Genomic DNA, 19,372 nt, shown 5'->3' on the forward strand with positions numbered 1-19,372 from the left:
AGCTAAAACTTAGATATATCAAGAGTTTGAAGGTAAAAAAGGTGAATCAGGTGCAAGGAATCAGGGTGAAAATTAGCAAAAACCTATCACTTGGATTCCAGACTATTCTTCTCTTCTTCTAATTCTTCCTCCTGACTCCTAGACCATGACTTACGTCACGCTGCGCTATCACAGATAACTTTTTCAGCAGACCCTATTTAGCTGTAAGGGTTTAGCACTGCTAAACCCCTACCTATAGAATCAAGCTTATGAAAGTAATTTAGTGATAATTTTTACCGCCACCCCATTGATTGCCTAGAATCTTAGGTTGGAGGAGAATATGTCCAGCGATCGCTATCAAGTCATCTTCGGTCAGATTTCGCATTTCTGTGAAAATATCCGCATTCTTGATGCTGGGGTGGAGTTCAGAAATATCTATTTCACCATCATAGGTAGTAGGATTGTTCATATAGTCCACCAAACCTGCAATATTATTGCGGTTAGGTACAGCCTCTGCTAAGGCTTTAGATCCAAGTCCCACGTTTTTGTCAGTCTTGGTAACTCCACCAGCATGGCATTGAGCGCAAGCGTAGTTGAAGAGTGCTTTACCTTCTTTGACTTGTTTTAAGCTGAGAACAACTGTATCACCTTGGGCATTTAATGGCACTGTGCGGGTAGCTTCATCCAGTTCTAAAGCTGTTGCAGTACCGACAATCATCTGTAATGTCAGCAAAATAGTAGCAACAACAACACCAATTAGCCTTCTAATCATAATTTATCGCCAAAAATTTTCGCCAAAAATTTTGATAATCAACAAGTCAGGGAATCTATGATATTTTCCCTGACAATTTGTATGACTGAATCAGGATAGTTTAGTAATAAATTTTACCGCCACCCCATTTAATGCCCACAACTTTTGGTTGGAGGAGAATATGTCCAGCGATCGCTTTCAAGTCCTCTTCAGTCAGATTTCGCATTTTTGTGAAAATATCCGCACTCTTGATGCTGGGGTGGAGTTCAGAAATCTCTATTGCGCCATCATAGGTAGTGGGATTTTTCATGTAGTCCACCAAACCTTCAATATTATTGCGGTTAGGTAAAGCCCCTGCTAAAGCTTCTGGTTCAAGTCCCACGTTTTGATTAGTCTTGGTAACTCCACCAGCATGGCATTGAGCGCAAGCGAAATTGAATAGTCGTTTGCCTTCTTTGACTTGTTTTAAGCTGAGAACAACTGTATCACCTTGGGCATTTAATGGCACTGTGCGGGTAGCTTCATCCAGTTCTAAAGCTGTTGCAGTACCGACAATCATCTGTAATGTCAGCAAAATAGTAGCAACAACAACACCAATTAGTCTTTTAAACATATTTCTCCTCAAAGATTTTATTGAGTCACTGTAATACCAATATCATGTTAGGAGTCCAATTTGTTGCCAAAAATACGATCCCTTAAACATACCTTTGCCAATTTTATAAATAGAGATTACTAAATAAAGCTAAAACCATTTATTAATAAGGGTTTCGCGGATTTTTATCACAAAAAAGTGCCAGGTTTTGGCTGATGGTGTCTCAAAATAGGTGATCGGAGTTCGGAGTTCGGAGTTCACCTGAGTTCGACATAAGATAATTTGTGGAAAACTCGTCATGAGTCTCAAACCCTTATGATCTCGTTGAAAAAATCATAACTCCGTTCGCGTAGCGTCTCCCAAGGAGAAACTCCGAACTCAGGTTAAATATAGGGCTGAAACCCGATAAAATCGTGACGATATCAATAGGGTTTCAGATTTTTGGCAACAGTATTGTTAAACTCTTGTAATTTAAATTTCGGGTCAGGCGTGGGGCTTCTGTCGGTCAAGCTAAAATTGTTGTTGTTTTAGTGATGCCATGAAATAGTATAGGTGTACTATTTCGGCACTTGTTTTTGCTGGGAAATGGCAAGGGTGTAGTTGAACCTATTTTGTGACAAATCTCCCATATACAATAAGTATTTACCCGGCTGCCAGTAACCGGAGAATTCTGCCTTGCCACCGCTATAACTATCAGCAAGCACACAAAATCGCCCCCCTGGTCCGTCAATCAATAGTGTTGGCTGTCCTTTACTTTCTACCGTCAATCGTAGATAAGGCAATGGTTCTGTAACTTGAATTATTTGATTAGGAGCAGTGTTAATATTCCCACAATTACTTTTCACAGACCCTCCAGATGTACCGTTTAATACTAATGGATCTTGATCGAACTCAGAGTTAATTTCTAACTGTGGGGTTTTAGCAAAGCTGGACTGATTCAGTAATAGGCTCGTTGTGAGTGCTACGAAAGCAATTTTAAATAGCTTCAAAGGTTTCATAATAATACCCGGTAAGTGGGAAACGAGCGCGGCTTTGCATCTTGCTCGTCATTGTATTATTAGCGGGCAAGACTTGTACGGAACTGATTGCTTATTTAGACGGGAAGAATTAGATTGTGTTCCTACTGAACATTTTATCATTCTAGAGTGGGGAAAACAATGGGAGGATTGCGTTAGGCTGGATGGAAATGCAAAACAATGGGTTGTTTCACCCGTATAAATCCTGATAAAATTTCCTGATGTTCAAACTAAAGCATCTTCAAACCACTAACACAGGGTGGTCTTTGGATCAACGAGATCCAAGGTTCATCGAATCTATGATGCCTATCTTGGGCTTGTTATATAACTGTTATTTTCGAGTCCAAACCAGTGGCTGGGAAAATGTCCCAGATGGAAAAATTCTGGTTGTCGGTTCTCATAATGGCGGACTGGCCTCTCCTGATACTTCCATGATGTTATATGATTGGTTGCGTCGCTTTAGTGTAGAAAGACCGATTTATGGTTTGATGCACCCTAAGGTTTGGGATGTGTTTCCACCGGCGGCAGAAATAGCGATGAAGGCTGGTGCAGTGAGGGCGCACCCGAAAATGGCTTACAAGGCTTTGCGGGCTGGCGCTAGTGTCTTGGTTTATCCGGGTGGTGCGGAGGATGTGTTTCGACCCCATGGGATGCGGGATAAAATTTATTTTGCTGAACGCAGGGGGTTTATTAAGTTGGCGCTGCGGGAGAATATCCCGATTGTGCCGGCGATTTCCTGGGGGTCCCATGATACTCTAATTGTCTTGGCTGATATATATGAAGTTATGCAGCAATTTCATAAAATGGGGATGCCTTGGCTACTTGGGGTTGATCCTTTGGTGTTTCCCGTTTATTTGGGATTACCTTGGGGATTGGCTTTTGGACCGCTGCCTAATATTCCTTTGCCTGTGACTATCTACACTAGGGTTTGTCCGCCGATTGTGTTTGCACGCTATGGAAAAGAAGCTGCCAGCGATCGCACTTATGTGGACGAATGCTATGAGTTAGTCAGAAGTAAAATGCAGCAGGAGTTAGATACTTTAATTCAACAAGCCAATCATTAAGATCATCCTGGCGGTGCTTTTGTCGCCAGGTATTTCACCTACTTACATCTGTAAAGAATTACTTTTTTCTCGGACAAGATGACCGTCTTCCATATAAATAATGCGGTCAGCAATATCTAAAATGCGGTTATCGTGGGTGACTAGTAAAATTGTACAACCATGCTCTTTGGCTAATTTCTGCATTAATTCCACTACATCCCGTCCGGATTGTTTATCAAGGGCCGCGGTAGGTTCATCTGCTAGGACTATTTTCGGTTGACTGACTAAGGCGCGAGCGATCGCTACCCGTTGTTTTTGTCCCCCTGATAAATTATCTGGATAGTAATTGAGACGATTACCTAATCCTACTTCTTCTAACATTTGCTGTGACTGCATTAACATTTCTTTTGCTGACATTCTCGGCTGTACTTCTAAACCCATCCTCACGTTTTGGATTGCTGTTAAGCTACCGTGTAAGTTATGGGCTTGAAAAATATAACCGTTATTTCTGCGGGCTTGGGTTAATTGTTTAGCATTCGCTTGACATAGTTCATTACCTAATACCTGCAAACTCCCAAACTGGGCAGAACGCAACCCACCAGCTAAGGTTAATAATGTGGTTTTACCCGAACCAGAAGGACCTGTCATGATTACAATTTCCCCTGCATTTATAGTTAAGCTAATATTAAATAAAACTTGTTTTCGTAGTTGTCCAGATCCGAAGTAATGATCAAGATTGCGGATGGAAATTACAGGTTTAGCAGAGTTAATAGTTTTCATAGTTGAGGTTTTCAGGATTTTTTTGCCCGCAGAGCCCCAGAGACAACAGAGAGGATTTTTGAGAATTTAAAACATATCTGCTAGGTCCGCTGCCGTTACCGGATACTACTTCACCTGCACGGCTATAAATGTCAGAAATTACACCATTTTGAGGTGTTTTAACATAACTTTGAGCGAAATTGGCTTGTGCCTGTGCGCCTACGGCTATTTTATTTAAGGTGGCTTTAGACTAGAATATCCTGCATTGTGAAGAGATTTTACCCATGGAGAGCGATCGCTTGATAGTTAATTTACCATTGCTGAATTGAGGTATGAAACTCCCAAATTGAACCTTTAAAACTCAAACCTCAGTGCGTTTTTGCGCCAAGGCGCAAAACTAAAATTCATACACTTAATCAGCAACGCCTATGGAAATCAAAGCAATCACGAGAGGTTACCCCCAGGATATTGACCAATTACCAATTACCAATTTCCTCTATATATTCGGTAGTAGGAATCACTGGTGAATATTGGTGCAGTATCTTAGTGATTGCCGTTAAATTACAAGTTAATTCAATTTGTTCCCTTTCTAGCAAACCCAGAATAAAATCGGGATTGTCTTTAGCGACCACTGGTAATTGATGTAACCCACGTAATGCCATCCGGTCTAAAGCTTCATACACAGGTTCATCATCCCAAGCATAGAGAATATCTGTAGTACAAATATCTATCAGTTTTTGACTAGATAAATATTCCTGAATTTCCGGCAATGAATTAGGAAGATTTTGGCAGATAAAAAAAGTTCGTTTAATATCTTCTAGGGAAAGAATTCCTACCAGTTTACCAGTATCATCATCAATGATTAAAGCACTGCGTATTCGTTCTCGCGTCATGACTACCGCAGTCTCTAACACTCCTAAAGTTGCTGATAATTTTTTAGGACAGGTGTACATAGCATCTGCTACTAACATTTGCTGCCAAAGTTCTACCTTTTCATCTTTCAATTCAGGTAAACCAATCTGTTGCAGATTAGCATTAGCATCTACCGTTGGTTTGATTAGTTCCACTAACCAAACACTTAGACCCACTGCCGCCATTAAAGGTAAAACAATGCGGTAATCACGGGTTAATTCAAATAACATTAAAATTGCCGTTAATGGCGCTCTCACGCTACCTGCTAAAACCGCCGCCATACCTACCATTGCATAAGCTGGAGGGGCAGCCATATATTCTCCAATTCCTGGGATGATCAAAGCCAAAAATTTAGCGTAGGCAGACCCAAAGGAAGCACCTAAAAACATAGCTGGGGCAAATAATCCGCCCACAAAACCACTACCTGAACTTACCGCTGTCATGAGCAGTTTCAATACTAGTAAAATTAGTAATAAATTGAGGGAAAAATCTTCATCTTGTAGTATTGCTTCTACAGTTCCATAGCCAATACCCAAAATTTGTGGATATCGCCAACCTACTAAACCAATAATTACACCACCCAAAATTGGCTGAATGGACTGAGGAATTTTACCTAATAACGTTAACCCTGAGAAATTGCCAGTAAAGATAGCTTTAGCTAAACGAATGGATTCAGTATAGGTAAGAGAAATTAAACTTGCACCCAAACCTAAACCCAGATAAAGGGGTAATTCTAGGTAACTGCGAACCTGATAAGCGGGTAAAGCAAAAGCTGGTTGTGAACCTAAACCAATTTGAGCAATTAAGGCAGCAACGACGGCGGCTAGTAATATCACACTTACAGCAGAAGTAGCAAAATATGTACTACCCATGACTACTTCTAAGGCAAAAAATACTCCCGCAATGGGGGCATTAAACCCAGCCGCTAAACCAGCAGCCGCACCAGCCCCCAATAGTAACCGCTGACGCTCCTGAGATACTTGTAATATGTCCGATAACAACACCCCAAAATTAGTCCCAATTTCTACACTTGGACCCTCTGGCCCTAAAGATGCACCACTACCAAGAGAAACTGCCGCCGCGATCATTTTTGTCACAGGTCGCAGGGGTTTTTTCGCTTCTTTTCCCTGAGAAACAGCTATCAGGGATGAAAGTCCTGGACCAAAATCTTGAGTTCGCCAACGCATGAGGCCAACAATGATACCACCGAGAATAGGAACAGCCGCTAAGGTCCAAGCACCCCAAATCTCAATTTGTCCCATCAAATTTTCCAACATGAAGTTGTTAATTAGCTGGATTGAATAGTGAAAGGTGACTATACCCATACCTGTGCTACCGCCAATTAGCACGGCTAAAAACAGCACGACTGTTTCGGGAGAGGCTTGGAAACGATTAATTAACTGAGTGAACCGCATGGAATATGGGGGAAAGTAGGTTTTTAATTATTGAGGATTCTGAGATATTGATAAATGGGGTAAATGTCAGAAAAATCCATTTTTTGTCTATTATTTCTTATTGTGGTTGATTATGAGAGAAACTGCCTGCTCAATAATTAACTAACAAAAATCACAAAATATTGAGAAAAAATAATTCTGTCCTGCATTACTAACAACTTGGGTTAATATAATATTGAGAGGAGTACGTCGTTGGATCAATGGATCAATTGCATTCTGAGATTCCATCATAGTATTTTGCCAATCACTATCAGTGATTATGGCATAATTACTAGGTTTACAGTAAAATTCAATACAGATATTGTTATAAATAGAATCAAGGGACTAGGCGAGACGAGGTAGATGAGTACAAATACTTTTCATAATCATTATGTTACTTGCCCAATTTGTCAAAAAAATAACAGAACAAAGCCAATTAAGTCTTATATTGGTTTGTTTACCTGCCCTTATTGTCAGGAAAAACTAGTTGTTTGCCAAAGTGGACATTATGTGCGTGATCCATTTATTTGGAGACAAATGATGATTTCATCGGCTCTCCGTCGTCAAAGCCGACCTTTGGCAAGGATCATCAGAGATTTTATTGTCATTAAGCGTCCTTTATTGTCTTTAGTTGTGGGAAGTGCAATTTTTTTCGGTATTGTGACTATGACTCAAGACAATATGAGTCGTAATGGTCAAGAAATTCCCCAAATTGAAAAAATGAATAGGGGTGAAAAATAGAGTTCAGGAGTCAGGAGTCAGGAGTTCAGGAGTATGGCTAACGCCACGCTGCGCTATCAGGAGTTCAGGAGTTCAGGAAGAAGAAAATTTCTACTTCCCTATTCCCTGTCACCTGTCACCTGTCACCTTTCACCTGTCACCTGTCACCTGTCACCTGTCACCTGTCACCTGTCACCTGTCACCTGTCACCTGTCACCTGTCACCTGTCACCTGTCACCTGTCACCTATTCCCTCTTAACGCCAACCAACTCATAATGAGTTATTTTGTTTGGTAATTAATTGCCAGTCTTTTACTTGGTCTATGACTTTGATGGATTTAAATTGGAGGTTTCCTAATGTAGACGTGTTAATGAGAAAATAAGGTTGGCTATTATACTGCCAGTAATATTGTAGTTCACCAATGGAAGCGGGAATAATGGTGCGATCGCTATAAAAATCCAAGGAAGGACGATGGTAGGGAAAAGATGTATAGATTTCCTTAACTGCTGGATTAATTTTTGTGATCATTGCCGCTACGGGTTTAACGGGATAGGCTGTATTTAATTCCCAAACCCAGTAATTAGATTTCATTAATAATAATAGAGAAATATAACTTCCCCAAATTAAAATTTTCAGAAATTGTCTATCACCGCGTTCTGCTAAGATTGCGGATAAGGTCATAGTTAAAGCTACAGCGGCAAAAATAATCTGTAACTCGGCTTTGTCTAATGTTCTGCCCCCAAAATAAATACTGCTTGCAGAAGCCACTACCGCCAATATTGCTAAACTCGTTACCCAAGCGCGGGGATAGCCTGAGAATAAGGGGATATTTTCCATCTCGGCCAATTGAAACCCAAAAGCTAAAGCCAAACTAGGGTAAATGGGGAATATATACCAGGGGAGTTTAAAGCTAATGAGGGAAATAATTAATAGATAAACACCACACCAGATTATAATTAATTTTGCCCAACTGAAATTATTATTTTCCCAGGTAATACGGATAGTTTGGGGCAGAAATATCAACCAAGGCCATGTCCATTTAGCGATTTCTAAAAGATAATACCAAGGTGCTTGGGATGTGCCATTATTAATGGTTTGAATATGGCTTAAAGATGTATTCACATCAATACCGAAGGGATATCCATGGTGACCTAATTGAAACCCATACCAGCAGCATACAGGTAGACAACCGATAAAAATACCTATCCAGAAATAATAACTTGTCAGTAGTCTGGGTGTATCCCAAAAAAGAAAGACTAAAACAATTGCACCTAAATAAACACCCATCATGCCTTGAGTTAGACAAATTAACCCAAAACTAATGCCTACACCTAAGCAGTAACGTAAATCCCGCCGCGATCGCAAGACAAACCACATCATCACAATTAAAAAACAGGCAACTGCCCCATCTAACATTGCCAACCTGCCATAACGTACCACAGGCAGCATTGTTAAATAAATCAAAGCACTATAAATAGCTGCCCAACGTTGACGAAATATCTCCCTCCCCAGACAATATAAGCAAGGTACAGAAGTTGCTGTCAAAATTGCACCAGGTAGGCGCGTTGTCCATTCATTGACACCACCCAGAGCATAAGCCCCAGCAATTAACCAGTGCATAAGTGGCGGCGTGTGATGATATGGTTCACCTCCCAAAGTCGGGTAAAGCCAGCGCATTGAATCTACTGGGGCTTGCCAAATTTCCCGCGCTACCCTAGCTACGGTTGCCTCATCGCCATCTTGTAAGGGCAAACCTCCAAGATTGATACTAAACAAGATCACCGCTGCTAATAACAATAGGATTAGCCATAGCCAATCAATCTTTTTTTCAATCACACGATGCTGTTTTTCTAGATGAGTCCAAACAAAGCTTCCTTCTTGCATATTCTATGCGAATCTTATAACTGCTAGGTTTAATCACATAGAGATCAAAGCGAATCTCCAATGTTGCCATCTAGGAACAATCTATATTCAAAGACAATGGCTAAATCCCAAATTAGCTCAATTTCCCATGAATAGAGATAATTTTTTGGCGAAGATTTTCTTATTGATTTTTTAAGGAAGTTTACAAGCATCTTTACGATTAAATGATATAAATACTACCATTAGCATTTAGTCAACTACCCCGAAGGAGAATGTCCATGAACTTACCTTTTATTTTAGATGTGGCACTGGGTTTAATTTTTATTTACTTAATTTTAAGTTTACTGGCTTCGGAAATTCAAGAACTATTGACAACCGTACTGCAATGGCGGGCTGAACACTTGAGAAGATCAATTGAAATTCTTTTAGCTGGTGATGCTCAAACTTCAGAAAATCCCGAAATAATTCAACTTGTCAATAAAATTTACGGTAATCCTTTAATTCAAAGTATTAATCAAGAGGCGAAAGGTTTATTGGCAACTTTACCTCGCAAAGCGACTTGGGCAATTGGCTCATTCTTTAGTCTGTTTAGAAAGTCTAGTTCTAGATTTAAAAAAGAAACTGTGTTTGGTGATCAAAAACGTAGTGCGCCTTCCTATATTGGTGGTGAAAATTTTGCTAATACTTTTATGGATACACTCCAACTGCCAATACTGGTAGAAAAATTAACCGAAATCAGGTTGGAGCAATTTAAAGCTGAACGGTTAGATGATGTTAGACAAATTTTGATTCAGTTACAAGTTTACATTAATAATCAGGAACTATCTAGTGAATTTGCCGCCAATATTGCCGCAGATTATAGACGCTTGGAGTTAGAGTATAACCTGATTATTGATGAATTCAAAAAGGACAAATATGATATCTACATGGCCATAAATAGGATGGGAGATAGCCTAGATAAATATATAGAAAGTTTTGCAGCAACTATAGCTGATCATGAATATATTTTAGATAAGCCTTTGCGGGAACTAAAATTCTTAAGACAAGATATTTTTGAAACTGCCGAAAAAGCCATAGTGATAGGTGGATTAAAACCTAATATTAATGAAATTGTCAAATCTATCAAGAAAGGTAGTGATATTCATGGTGAAGTCATAGCAGCTATCCAAGATAAAGATAGTGAAACCTATAAAAAAGTTAAAGAATTGATTGATATTTTGCCACATTCTGTAGTTGATAACATTGAAACTATGGCAAAACGCGCCCAGATGAGAGCTAAAAGCACGGAGGAAGGTATTACTCTGTTGCGAAAAGAAATTGAAAATAGTTTTGATAGCTCAATGGAAAGAGCCGGTGGTGTTTATAAACGTAATGCTAAAGGAGTGGCAATTATCATTGGCATAACCTTAGCTATCACAACTAATGCCGATACTTTTCATATCATTAACCGTTTATCTAAGGATTCTTTATTGCGGCAAATAATTATTGACAAAGCTGTACAAGTAGCACCACAAGGCTCTAATCCTTCAGATATCAATAAAATAGATCCTAACGAGATTTTAAAGGAAGTTGAATTACCAATTGGTTGGACAAGTGCTAACGTACAACAGCAAATCAACAGCACAAAATATAGAGTTAATGGGTTGCCTGTTTTCAGTGTTTTGAGTATGATTGCTGGTTGGCTTGTTAGTGGTATTGCTATTGCTATGGGTGCGCCTTTTTGGTTTGACTTACTAGGAAAGGTGATGAATGTCAAAAATGCGGGTAAAAAAGGCAAACAGTCCCCCAAAAATCAAGATGAATAATTCAGATCCCCAACTTCTCAAAGAAGTCGGGGATCTGGTGGTTTAGAAAATAAAAATTATTTGTATATCCCATTCTCTATTTTGGCGCATAATTTGGATTTGTTGGATAAATTCACGGAAGTAAAATCTTCGTTCTACCTCTGATAAGTCTAACCAAAATTGAGGTATGGATACAGATTGAGCTACAGAACGCAAATTCACAGGAGGAAGAATCGCTAACTTGGCTTGCAGTTCGGAAATTTCTGTGCGAAGTTTGTAAACTCTTAATTTTGCAGTTTCTATATCTAAAATTCCCGTTTCTATCAAAGTGGGTAATTGCTGGAGGATTTGTTGCTGACGAGATATGTTATTCTCTAAACTATTTTTAATTGCATCTAATTGGGGAAAATTTATCCCGGCGACAGCTAAAGGTAAATCTCGACAAATATTATCAATGGTTTTTTCTAAAACTACTTGGTAAGGGATAGCACGACATTTAGGCTGTTGAGAGCAGTCTGTTGCACGTAAATATAAATACTCTTGATCCTGATGACGCTGGGTAACACTGGTGACAATCATCTGTGACTGACACTGATGGCAAGTGACTAAACCAGCTAAAGAACGGGGCGCACTAGCTGTCCGCGATGGTAAGCGGCTGTTGCGTCGTAATATTCTATCAATTTGCGCTGCTTCCTCTCTGGATATAATTGCCGCATGAGTATTAGAGATAATTTCCCTGTTTTGATAGGCTGTATCACCGCGATAAACTGGATTAGTTAACCACCGTCTACCCGTGGTGACAGAAATATTTTTACTGTATTTTTTACCTATATAACGGACGGTAGCACGGACAGAACCATAGAGTAAAAAATATTCAAAAAAATCTTTAACAACCGGTGAGGTAGTGCGATCAATAATATATTTACCCTGTCCTCTCCGGTAGCCATAGGGGGATTTTCCCGGTGGTGGTGAGGTTTCTAGGCGATTACGAGCGTGTCCCTGACGAATTCGGCGGCTACGTTGTTGATATTGAATTTCTGGTAATAATTGTAGTAGTTCGGCGGGGATTTGACTAGATTTGGAAGCATAGGGTTGTTGTGTCGTAATGACTATGACTCCCATTGTTTCTATTTGATTAAGGCGATCGCTCACTTGGGATAAACTATCACCTAATTCTTCTAATCGGCGCAGCAGCAGATAATTTATAGTTTCGGTTTGACAATCAATTAATAATTGTTGTAATTGGGTGCGTTTTCCCAAATCTTCATAAATTTTATCTACTTCCCAACCCCAATCATCTGGACTGGGAACGGTATCTAATAATGGATCAGTATAAATATAAACAATTATTTTCATGATGTACTTTGATTTACTGCGATCTCCAGAGTTTATTCACATTGATAAAAATCCCAATTAAATAATTGAAGTAGAACAATTACTCAATTATAAACTTAAAGAGATTTTACATATTTTTCAATCATATAGATGGCATAGCATTTGGTTTATACCAGATAATATCCGATCTTAAAATCCATCCTCTTTCTTTAAGAGCTAATGCCAATTTTCAAGGTAGTCCTACTCTTAGATGGTATTTATAGTCATTTTAAACTATTCCAGACTTTCTCTCTTTGATTATTTCATAATTCCATCCTCGAATAGCGAATAGGTCTCCCTAAATCTGTTAATATCAAAAAACCCCCTAGAAATCCAGTACCCCTGTAACAATAATCTATCATAGATGACATATAAGCACAACGCTGTAAACACTAACCACCGGATAGGGAAAATAGTCATGAAGAACAAAAACCCCTTATGCTCAAATAAGGCTTTAAAAAACGCCATTTTCTTGTCACCCTTGCTGCTATCAACGGCTTTTATCGGTGGGTATCCTGTACCATCTGCTACGGCTCAGGTACTATCAAATCAGGAACGGGAAGAATTAGCACGACTGCGACAAGAAACCCGCACTCAAAAACAAGTGCAATCTGATTTTGAACAAGCTTTTACTCGCACGAATACCTTGCTTAATATCTGGTTGACTATTTTAAGTTTATTTCCTGTGGCTTTAATTGCCATATTATGGTTTTTTCGTCGAGTCGTAATTAGGGAAATTGGAGAAAGAGCAATGCAGCAAATTCAAGGAATTGAAAATTTGCAAACTCAATTAACTACAGTTCAAGCAGAAGCAAAACAACTGATTCAAGCATCTAAAAATACTACTCAAGAATTAGCACAGGAAGTTAATATCCTTAAACAAAAGATTCAAGGTGAGGAAGAAAATTTATCTATTCTTTTATCCGATTTACCCAAATCAAAACAAGAATTTTTAACAGCTTTAGAACATGAAGTTAAATCTGCTCAAGAAAACATCAGTAATTTAGAGTTTAGATTAAATACTCAACTAGAACAATTAACTTTATCTGCTCAACAGCAAAGAATTACAATCGACAATATCAAAAAGTTAGAATTTCAGTTATTTTCTCAATTTACCCAACTTAAATCAGAAGTGGAAAATCAAAAAGATATTGCTATTAGTGATATTGAAAAATCTCGCGTTGGTTTAATATCTCAATTTCAAGGGTTAGAGTCAGAAACTCAACAAGAGAAATTTCATATTGTTGAGAACTTAGCAAAACTACAATCAGAATTTAATAATGAATTATCTCAATTTGAATTAGATGTTAAAACTCAAAAAGATATAGTTATAGGTAATATCGCAACTCTTAATAATATATTTAAATCAGACATTACTGAATTAAAAACTGATATCCAAGTTCAAAAATATCAATTGCTTGAAGATTTGGCTGTATTACAAAGCGAATTTTCTCACCAACTAAGAGAATTACAAAATACAGCTATTCAACGACAACAGCAACTAATCGAGAATCTAGAAAAATCTGGAGGAGAATTTACATCTCAGTTTTCAGATTTACAAACCGACCTACACAAACAGCAAATTACTGTTCTGGGAAATCTGCAAAACTTAGAAATTGAATTTTCTCACCAACTAAGAGAATTACAAAATACAGCTATTCAACGACAACAGCAAACAATTGAGAATCTAGAAAAATCTGGAGGAGAATTTACATCTCAGTTTTCAGACTTACAAACTGATGTACAAAAACAGCAAATTACTGTTCTGGAAAATCTGCAAAAATTAGAAATTGATGCTCAACAACGTAAAGACATAATTCTCAAAGAATTAGCAGAAATTACACCTACAATACCACCAGCAATAAAACAAACATCAGAAGCATTACAACCACAAATTTCTATTGATGATTATCTGCAAGAAGCAGAAATACTATTTTTAGAAAAACGCCATGAAGATGCTTTGGCTATTTATGAACAACTCATTAAAATTCAACCAGAAAATCCAGAAAATTGGTTAAAGCGTGGAATAATACTCAATAGATTAAAACGTTACAAAGATGCTATAGCCTCCTATAATCAAGCTATCAAAATTAATCCTGAATATCATCAAGCTTGGTGTGATATTGGTGTGGCTTGTGGAAACTTAGGAAAACATCAAGAGGCTTTTAACTGTTTTGATAAAGCTACTAAAATTAAACCTGACGATGGAGTTGCTTGGGTAAATCGTGGTTTATCTTTGCTAGAATTAGAACGTTATGAAGATGCAGTTACTTCTTTTGATAAGGCTTTAGAATTTCAACCCAACTCTCCCAAGGTTTGGGATAAACGCGGTTACACATTAGTAATGTTGGGAGAAGATAATCAAGCAATCATCAGCTTTGATAAAGCACTAGAAATTAAACCTGATTATTCTAGTGCCTATTATAACAAAGCTGCCTGTTATGCACTACAAAGAAAGATTGAATTAGCTTTAGAAAATCTGCAAAAAGCCATTGAATTTAATCCCAGTTATCGAGAAGATGCTGCAAGTGATATTGATTTTGATGAGATTAAAAATGATCCAGGTTTTCAAACATTAATTCAGAGTTGATGCTAGGAAAACTACATTGTTAAAGTTTTGGTTGGGTTTTTTCATGTCAACCCAACCTACAGTTTCTTGAATCTAATAATCCTCATCATATATATTGTCTATGCAATCGCATTCATAATTGCCTTTGATTTCTTGATTGAAAAATTCACCAATGGAATCTGCTGAATGAAAATCTTCCCAAGTTTCTGCTTCTACATCAAAATAAGCTGTTACGCAGTTAAATTTAATAAACGGCATTACCTTTATTTTTAATTTTGCGCTCCCATTTAATAATAAGACCTCCTTCACTTAGCAATTTATTTAACAACTCTTCTAGCTGTGATACTGATTGAAATAATCTATGAGCTATATATATATATTCTTTTGCGGAATGCCAAACTAATTCAATTAAATTATAATCTGGACTATACGGTGGTAAAAATTCCAAAATAATATTTGGCATTTCTGACTCAATCCGAGCTAAAATATCTTTTCTTTTATGAAAACTGGCATTATCTAAAATAATAACTATCTTGGCAGAATTATTCTGAAAACTTTCGATTTGATTCCCTTGTTCTATCCATTCTTGTCTTAGAAAATTATTCAATGATGTCAACTGTTCATAAAAAACATCTGCATTCCCCTTTTTTATGACAAAATTAATTCTTTTTTTGTCATGATAACGCAACCCTCCCATAATATTTACCCTTCCTCTTCTTCTTTGTCCTGTTACTTTTTTCTGTTCCCTTTCTTTCCCCATGTTTTTCTTCTTATCACTCTCAAACTAAATCCGCTTTCGTCCCAAAACCATACCTGTAAACGCTCTGGCGTTTCTTTAGTTATTTTTAAATATTCTGCTAATTTTTCTTTAAATAACTTCCGTTTCTCTGGATTCTGTTTGTCTTCCAAGCTATATCTTGCCCAAAGGTAAACATACTTTTTTTTCGCTAAGATTCTCCTTACCTGAGAACCACTTAACTTAATTCCTGTTACTGATTCTAGATATGTTGCTAATCTAGCCGCCGTCCAACGACCAAATTCATAGCCATATTCTGCCGGCTCTTTTTCTATTATTTCTAATAATAATTCTTCATATTCTTTGGTAACTTTACGGAAGTTACCTTCTCTTCTCCCATCCAAAAAACTTTCTAGGTTATCAGGATCTCCATGTACTGCCCAATATGCTACTGTTGGATATGCGATATCTAAAAAATTACTAATTTCTTGGTAAGTTTTCCCATCATTCATCAACAACAAGATGAGTATCTTCTCTCTTATGTATGGGTTTTCTTGCTCTTTTAGGTTTTTTAATAGCTTTTCTCTCTGCTCTTGTGATAGATGGTTTTTTGCTGGCATACTTCCTGGTGATTGCTTATTAACTTAATTTTATATTATACAATCAAGCTGCACAACAGCTTATTGGTAAACTTCACCACTTTGGAATTCTACTTGCAAAATTTGTGAATCAGCATCATAACCAATTGCATAAGCTACAGAAGAATTAACTGATAGCATGGAAATTTCCTCTTCATTAGTTACAGTATCAGAAATTACCTCATTTAGTTGTTCTAAGCCTTCATAAGCTTCGACTGGTAGGGAACAGGTTAAAATCCGCGCAGTAGAACCAGCTTTGTTAGCACAAACAATCAACAATTGTTCTACCTTGACTAATTAATTGAGAGAATTTAGGATATACTGTTTTTTCAAGCATAATGCAGTCAGTTAAGACGCATATTTTCGTGACTTTTAATTGAGTTTTCACTCCTTTTTACCTATGACAATTAAACTCATTATTCCTGGAATGGCTTGTTCTGCTTGTGCTAGTAATATAACCAAAGCAGTTATAGCCATTGACGCTCATGCTATTGTGGAAGCTGATACCAAAACCAAGTTTGTCAATGTAGAAACTCAAACTTCGGAATCTGTTATTAGAGAAGCTTTAATTGCTGCTGGTTATCCACCTTCTTAGCAAGATGTTCTCAAAGTAATAAACATTTTCTAACCACCTTTCAAATGATTTTGTAAGTTAATACATCACTACTGCTATCATAAGGCGAAGTTTTTATCTCCGAGCCTGTGTGCACTGAAAAAACCTACTATTGATTGCCTTTTATATCCCCAGCTTCTTGACAAAGTTGGGGATTTTTGTATTTACAGCAGTTCCTGATGTTATGAGGCACAGTTTTTTATCGCCAAACAAGTAGGGGCGCAAGGCCTGCGCCCTCTATTGTATTTCATGAGAGCGGGAATTTTTGTATAACCGATAATAAATCATTATTTGTAATATCAAACAACCATGATTTTGTCATGAAATTATATTTTTGCTATATACAATTAATCGTTATATTATCAAATGTTAATTAATTTATTTTTCTTCCTGGAATCGTTTATTAAAAATTAGTTTATTCGTGATTAAAATATCTTTTTGTATTACCGATTCATAGTAGTAATTAAAAAGAAGAAATAACCAACAATTTCAAATTATTGTACTTGCAGATTTTGACAAAATTACCTTGTCAAAAAATATTGCTATTCTTAAGGCTTAAATACTTATGTCATTGGATATTTATCAAAACATCTCCTCTCAACAAGAAATCAATTACACCGGTATTTCCCAAACAAATCCCCTTGAAAATCCCACCGACAATAGTATAAGTTGGGGTAATCATAGTAATTCTTCTCAACATAATCTAGAAGCAAACTCTCCTATAGCTAGTAATACCAGCTATAACTCTAACAATGGCTATGGCCTAGTCAACGCCGGATTAGCCGTCAGTAAAGCCGCAGGTGTTAGTCCCTATACAGATGCTCCTAACTTGGGTGGCAATAACTGGGGTGCGGATCTAATCAAAGCCCCCACAGCTTGGAATAACGGATATACAGGACAAGGAATTATTGTTGCCGTACTAGATACAGGTGTAGACTACAACCATCAAGACTTAAAAAATAATATTTGGAGTAACGCCAAAGAAATAGCTGGTAATGGAATAGACGATGATGGTAACGGCTATGTTGACGATGTTCAAGGTTGGAACTTTGACAGCAGCAATAATAATATTTTAGACAACAATGGTCATGGAACCCATGTTTCAGGAACTATAGCCGCAGAAAACAACAGTATTGGAGTTACCGGCATAGCCTATAACTCTAAAATTATGCCAGTCAAAGTCCTAGATGCCAATGGCTCAGGTTCTTACTCAAGTATCACCAAAGGAATTTATTACGCGGTTGATAATGGCGCAAATGTAATTAACCTCAGTCTAGGAGGTAATTCCTCTAAGGATACTCTTAAGTCAGCTATTGAATATGCCAGTAATAAAGGCGTAATGGTCGTCATGGCAGCAGGTAATAATAGTGACGCACTTCCATCCTATCCTGCCCGCTACGCCTATAATTCAGGAATTGCCGTAGGTGCAGTAGATAAAAATAATAATCTTGCAGATTTTTCTAACCGATCTGGTTCTCAAGAAATCACCTATGTTACCGCTCCAGGCGTTGATGTTTACTCCACAATACCCAATGATCAATATGCCAATTACAATGGTACATCTATGGCAGCCCCTCATATTGCCGGCGTAGTCGCTCTCATGCTTAGTGCTAACCCTAACTTAACTGATATCCAAGTTCGCCAAATTATTATCAGTACATCTGCAAATAGCACTAATCCTCCAGATCCAACAACCCCTACACAACCGGGTTTAAAAATGCCATCTTTCTTCCCTCCTCTAGACTCTTTTTTCCCTCTACAACTAATCAATATAGTATCAAAATTACCTTTAGTCCTCCAATCCCAATCCCCAAGCTCAATTCCCCTTGCTTCCGTTATCGTCTCCATTAGCAGCGAAAATCAGTTAAAGTTGTGTTTCGATAATCTGGAAACATCACCCACACGGCAGTCCAGTTACTCTAACGAAAAACTAACAAATCCCTTCCTTATCCAACTAACACTGCATTACTACGACAGCCCTGCAAGCAACAACCTTAAAAATAGTATTGAGAATCAAGATTAGGACTTACGCATTGACAGGATCAACCAAATATGAGGTATGGGTTTTGGGCATTTTAACGTGATTTTTTGATTATTTTTGAGCGATAGCGAAGCGCTGCTGCAAGCAGTTCGCTATTGAACAGAAGTTAATCGCCTAAAGCCTGAAACGACGGATTTTCGTTCATTCACATCATGGTTAATTTGTATAGTGCGTAAGTCCTAAAGATGATGAAAATTTTTGGACATGATTCAACCTACCTCACCAGAAAAAATACAGCACTATCCCCAAAAATGGACTAATCCAAATAAACTGTAGCCAGAGAAAATCCTTTCCAGTTAACCATCTCCAGCTTTCTACCCCAACAAATTACCCACCCCCAAAAAAATATTTGCCAAACCCCTTGACAGAAAAAGGAAGGATTGATATGTTAGATAAGTGCCGAAAGAAAGAAACAACTCCCAGGCAACTGAACCGAGAAAAAATAATACTTTGAAAGAATAGATTAAACCAATCCTCGTCTTTAAGATAATTTTCAGAGGATTCGAGATTTTAACTAATTTCGGAGCCAACAAACTCGAAAGAAACAAA

General features: G+C 37.7%; 15 protein-coding genes and 1 pseudogene. 6 read left to right on the plus strand and 10 right to left on the minus strand.

The features are described from left to right. Positions 1 to 259: 259 nt before the first annotated feature. The 3 genes from psbV (IQ226_RS17225) to IQ226_RS17235 all read right to left on the minus strand — a co-directional run bounded on the left by psbV (IQ226_RS17225) (position 260) and on the right by IQ226_RS17235 (position 2,320). Positions 260 to 751 carry a photosystem II cytochrome c-550 gene (psbV, locus tag IQ226_RS17225; RefSeq protein ID WP_193897270.1) on the minus strand — a complete coding sequence of 164 codons (492 nt, stop codon included), beginning with the start codon at positions 749 to 751 and terminating at the stop codon, positions 260 to 262. A gap of 100 nt (positions 752 to 851) precedes the next feature. Next, positions 852 to 1,343, minus strand: coding sequence for a photosystem II cytochrome c-550 (gene psbV / locus IQ226_RS17230; protein ID WP_193897272.1), 492 nt, complete (start codon positions 1,341 to 1,343; stop codon positions 852 to 854). A 536-nt stretch (positions 1,344 to 1,879) separates the two neighbouring features. After that, positions 1,880 to 2,320: a hypothetical protein gene (locus IQ226_RS17235; RefSeq protein ID WP_193897274.1), complete on the minus strand. Its 441-nt coding sequence runs from the start codon at positions 2,318 to 2,320 to the stop codon at positions 1,880 to 1,882. A gap of 239 nt (positions 2,321 to 2,559) precedes the next feature. Between IQ226_RS17235 and IQ226_RS17240 the strand changes: the two genes are divergently transcribed. Further along, the gene (locus tag IQ226_RS17240) at positions 2,560 to 3,402 is read left to right on the plus strand and encodes a lysophospholipid acyltransferase family protein (protein WP_193897276.1); all 843 of its coding nucleotides are present in this window, start codon (positions 2,560 to 2,562) and stop codon (positions 3,400 to 3,402) included. 42 nt (positions 3,403 to 3,444) lie between these two features. On the opposite strand, the gene IQ226_RS17245 is transcribed toward IQ226_RS17240, so the two are convergent. Both IQ226_RS17245 and IQ226_RS17250 read right to left on the minus strand, forming a co-directional pair. After that, on the minus strand, positions 3,445 to 4,161 hold the full coding sequence (locus IQ226_RS17245; protein WP_193897278.1) for a DevA family ABC transporter ATP-binding protein: 717 nt from the start codon (positions 4,159 to 4,161) through the stop codon (positions 3,445 to 3,447). A gap of 455 nt (positions 4,162 to 4,616) precedes the next feature. Continuing rightward, positions 4,617 to 6,467 (minus strand): chloride channel protein, encoded by a 1,851-nt coding sequence (locus IQ226_RS17250; protein ID WP_193897280.1) that lies wholly within the window; start codon positions 6,465 to 6,467, stop codon positions 4,617 to 4,619. 381 nt (positions 6,468 to 6,848) lie between these two features. On the opposite strand from IQ226_RS17250, the gene IQ226_RS17255 reads away from it, so the two are divergent. Continuing rightward, positions 6,849 to 7,226 carry a hypothetical protein gene (locus IQ226_RS17255; protein WP_193897282.1) on the plus strand — a complete coding sequence of 126 codons (378 nt, stop codon included), beginning with the start codon at positions 6,849 to 6,851 and terminating at the stop codon, positions 7,224 to 7,226. Between the two features lie 249 nt (positions 7,227 to 7,475). Here the strand turns inward: IQ226_RS17255 and IQ226_RS17260 are convergent, their stop codons facing one another. Further along, positions 7,476 to 9,089, minus strand: coding sequence for a glycosyltransferase family 39 protein (locus IQ226_RS17260; protein WP_193897284.1), 1,614 nt, complete (start codon positions 9,087 to 9,089; stop codon positions 7,476 to 7,478). 257 nt (positions 9,090 to 9,346) lie between these two features. Between IQ226_RS17260 and IQ226_RS17265 the strand changes: the two genes are divergently transcribed. After that, on the plus strand, positions 9,347 to 10,873 hold the full coding sequence (locus tag IQ226_RS17265; RefSeq protein ID WP_193897286.1) for a hypothetical protein: 1,527 nt from the start codon (positions 9,347 to 9,349) through the stop codon (positions 10,871 to 10,873). 42 nt (positions 10,874 to 10,915) lie between these two features. On the opposite strand, the gene IQ226_RS17270 is transcribed toward IQ226_RS17265, so the two are convergent. Continuing rightward, positions 10,916 to 12,208, minus strand: a complete 1,293-nt coding sequence (locus IQ226_RS17270; protein ID WP_193897288.1) for a recombinase family protein — start codon at positions 12,206 to 12,208, stop codon at positions 10,916 to 10,918. Positions 12,209 to 12,644: 436 nt separating this feature from the next. On the opposite strand from IQ226_RS17270, the gene IQ226_RS17275 reads away from it, so the two are divergent. Then, a complete protein-coding gene (locus IQ226_RS17275) occupies positions 12,645 to 14,816 on the plus strand; it encodes a tetratricopeptide repeat protein (protein ID WP_193897289.1) in 2,172 nt (723 codons plus the stop codon). Positions 14,817 to 14,888: 72 nt separating this feature from the next. Here the strand turns inward: IQ226_RS17275 and IQ226_RS17280 are convergent, their stop codons facing one another. The 3 genes and pseudogenes from IQ226_RS17280 to IQ226_RS17290 form a co-directional block, all read right to left on the minus strand. Then, positions 14,889 to 15,053: a KTSC domain-containing protein gene (locus tag IQ226_RS17280; protein ID WP_193897291.1), complete on the minus strand. Its 165-nt coding sequence runs from the start codon at positions 15,051 to 15,053 to the stop codon at positions 14,889 to 14,891. Then, positions 15,040 to 16,151: pseudogene (locus tag IQ226_RS17285) on the minus strand (IS630 family transposase). The gene IQ226_RS17280 and the pseudogene IQ226_RS17285 overlap by 14 nt, the downstream one beginning before the upstream one ends. A gap of 60 nt (positions 16,152 to 16,211) precedes the next feature. Continuing rightward, positions 16,212 to 16,448, minus strand: a complete 237-nt coding sequence (locus IQ226_RS17290; protein WP_193897293.1) for a KTSC domain-containing protein — start codon at positions 16,446 to 16,448, stop codon at positions 16,212 to 16,214. Positions 16,449 to 16,569: 121 nt separating this feature from the next. Here IQ226_RS17290 and IQ226_RS17295 point away from each other — a divergent pair, with 121 nt between their 5' ends. Next, positions 16,570 to 16,764, plus strand: a complete 195-nt coding sequence (locus IQ226_RS17295; protein WP_193897295.1) for a heavy-metal-associated domain-containing protein — start codon at positions 16,570 to 16,572, stop codon at positions 16,762 to 16,764. A gap of 583 nt (positions 16,765 to 17,347) precedes the next feature. After that, complete coding sequence (locus IQ226_RS17300; RefSeq protein WP_193897297.1) at positions 17,348 to 18,805, plus strand: S8 family peptidase; 1,458 nt, start codon at positions 17,348 to 17,350, stop codon at positions 18,803 to 18,805. Positions 18,806 to 19,372: the final 567 nt, after the last annotated feature.

The sequence above is a fragment of the Dolichospermum sp. LEGE 00240 genome, from assembly GCF_015207875.1.
GTDB lineage: Bacteria > Cyanobacteriota > Cyanobacteriia > Cyanobacteriales > Nostocaceae > Dolichospermum > Dolichospermum gracile.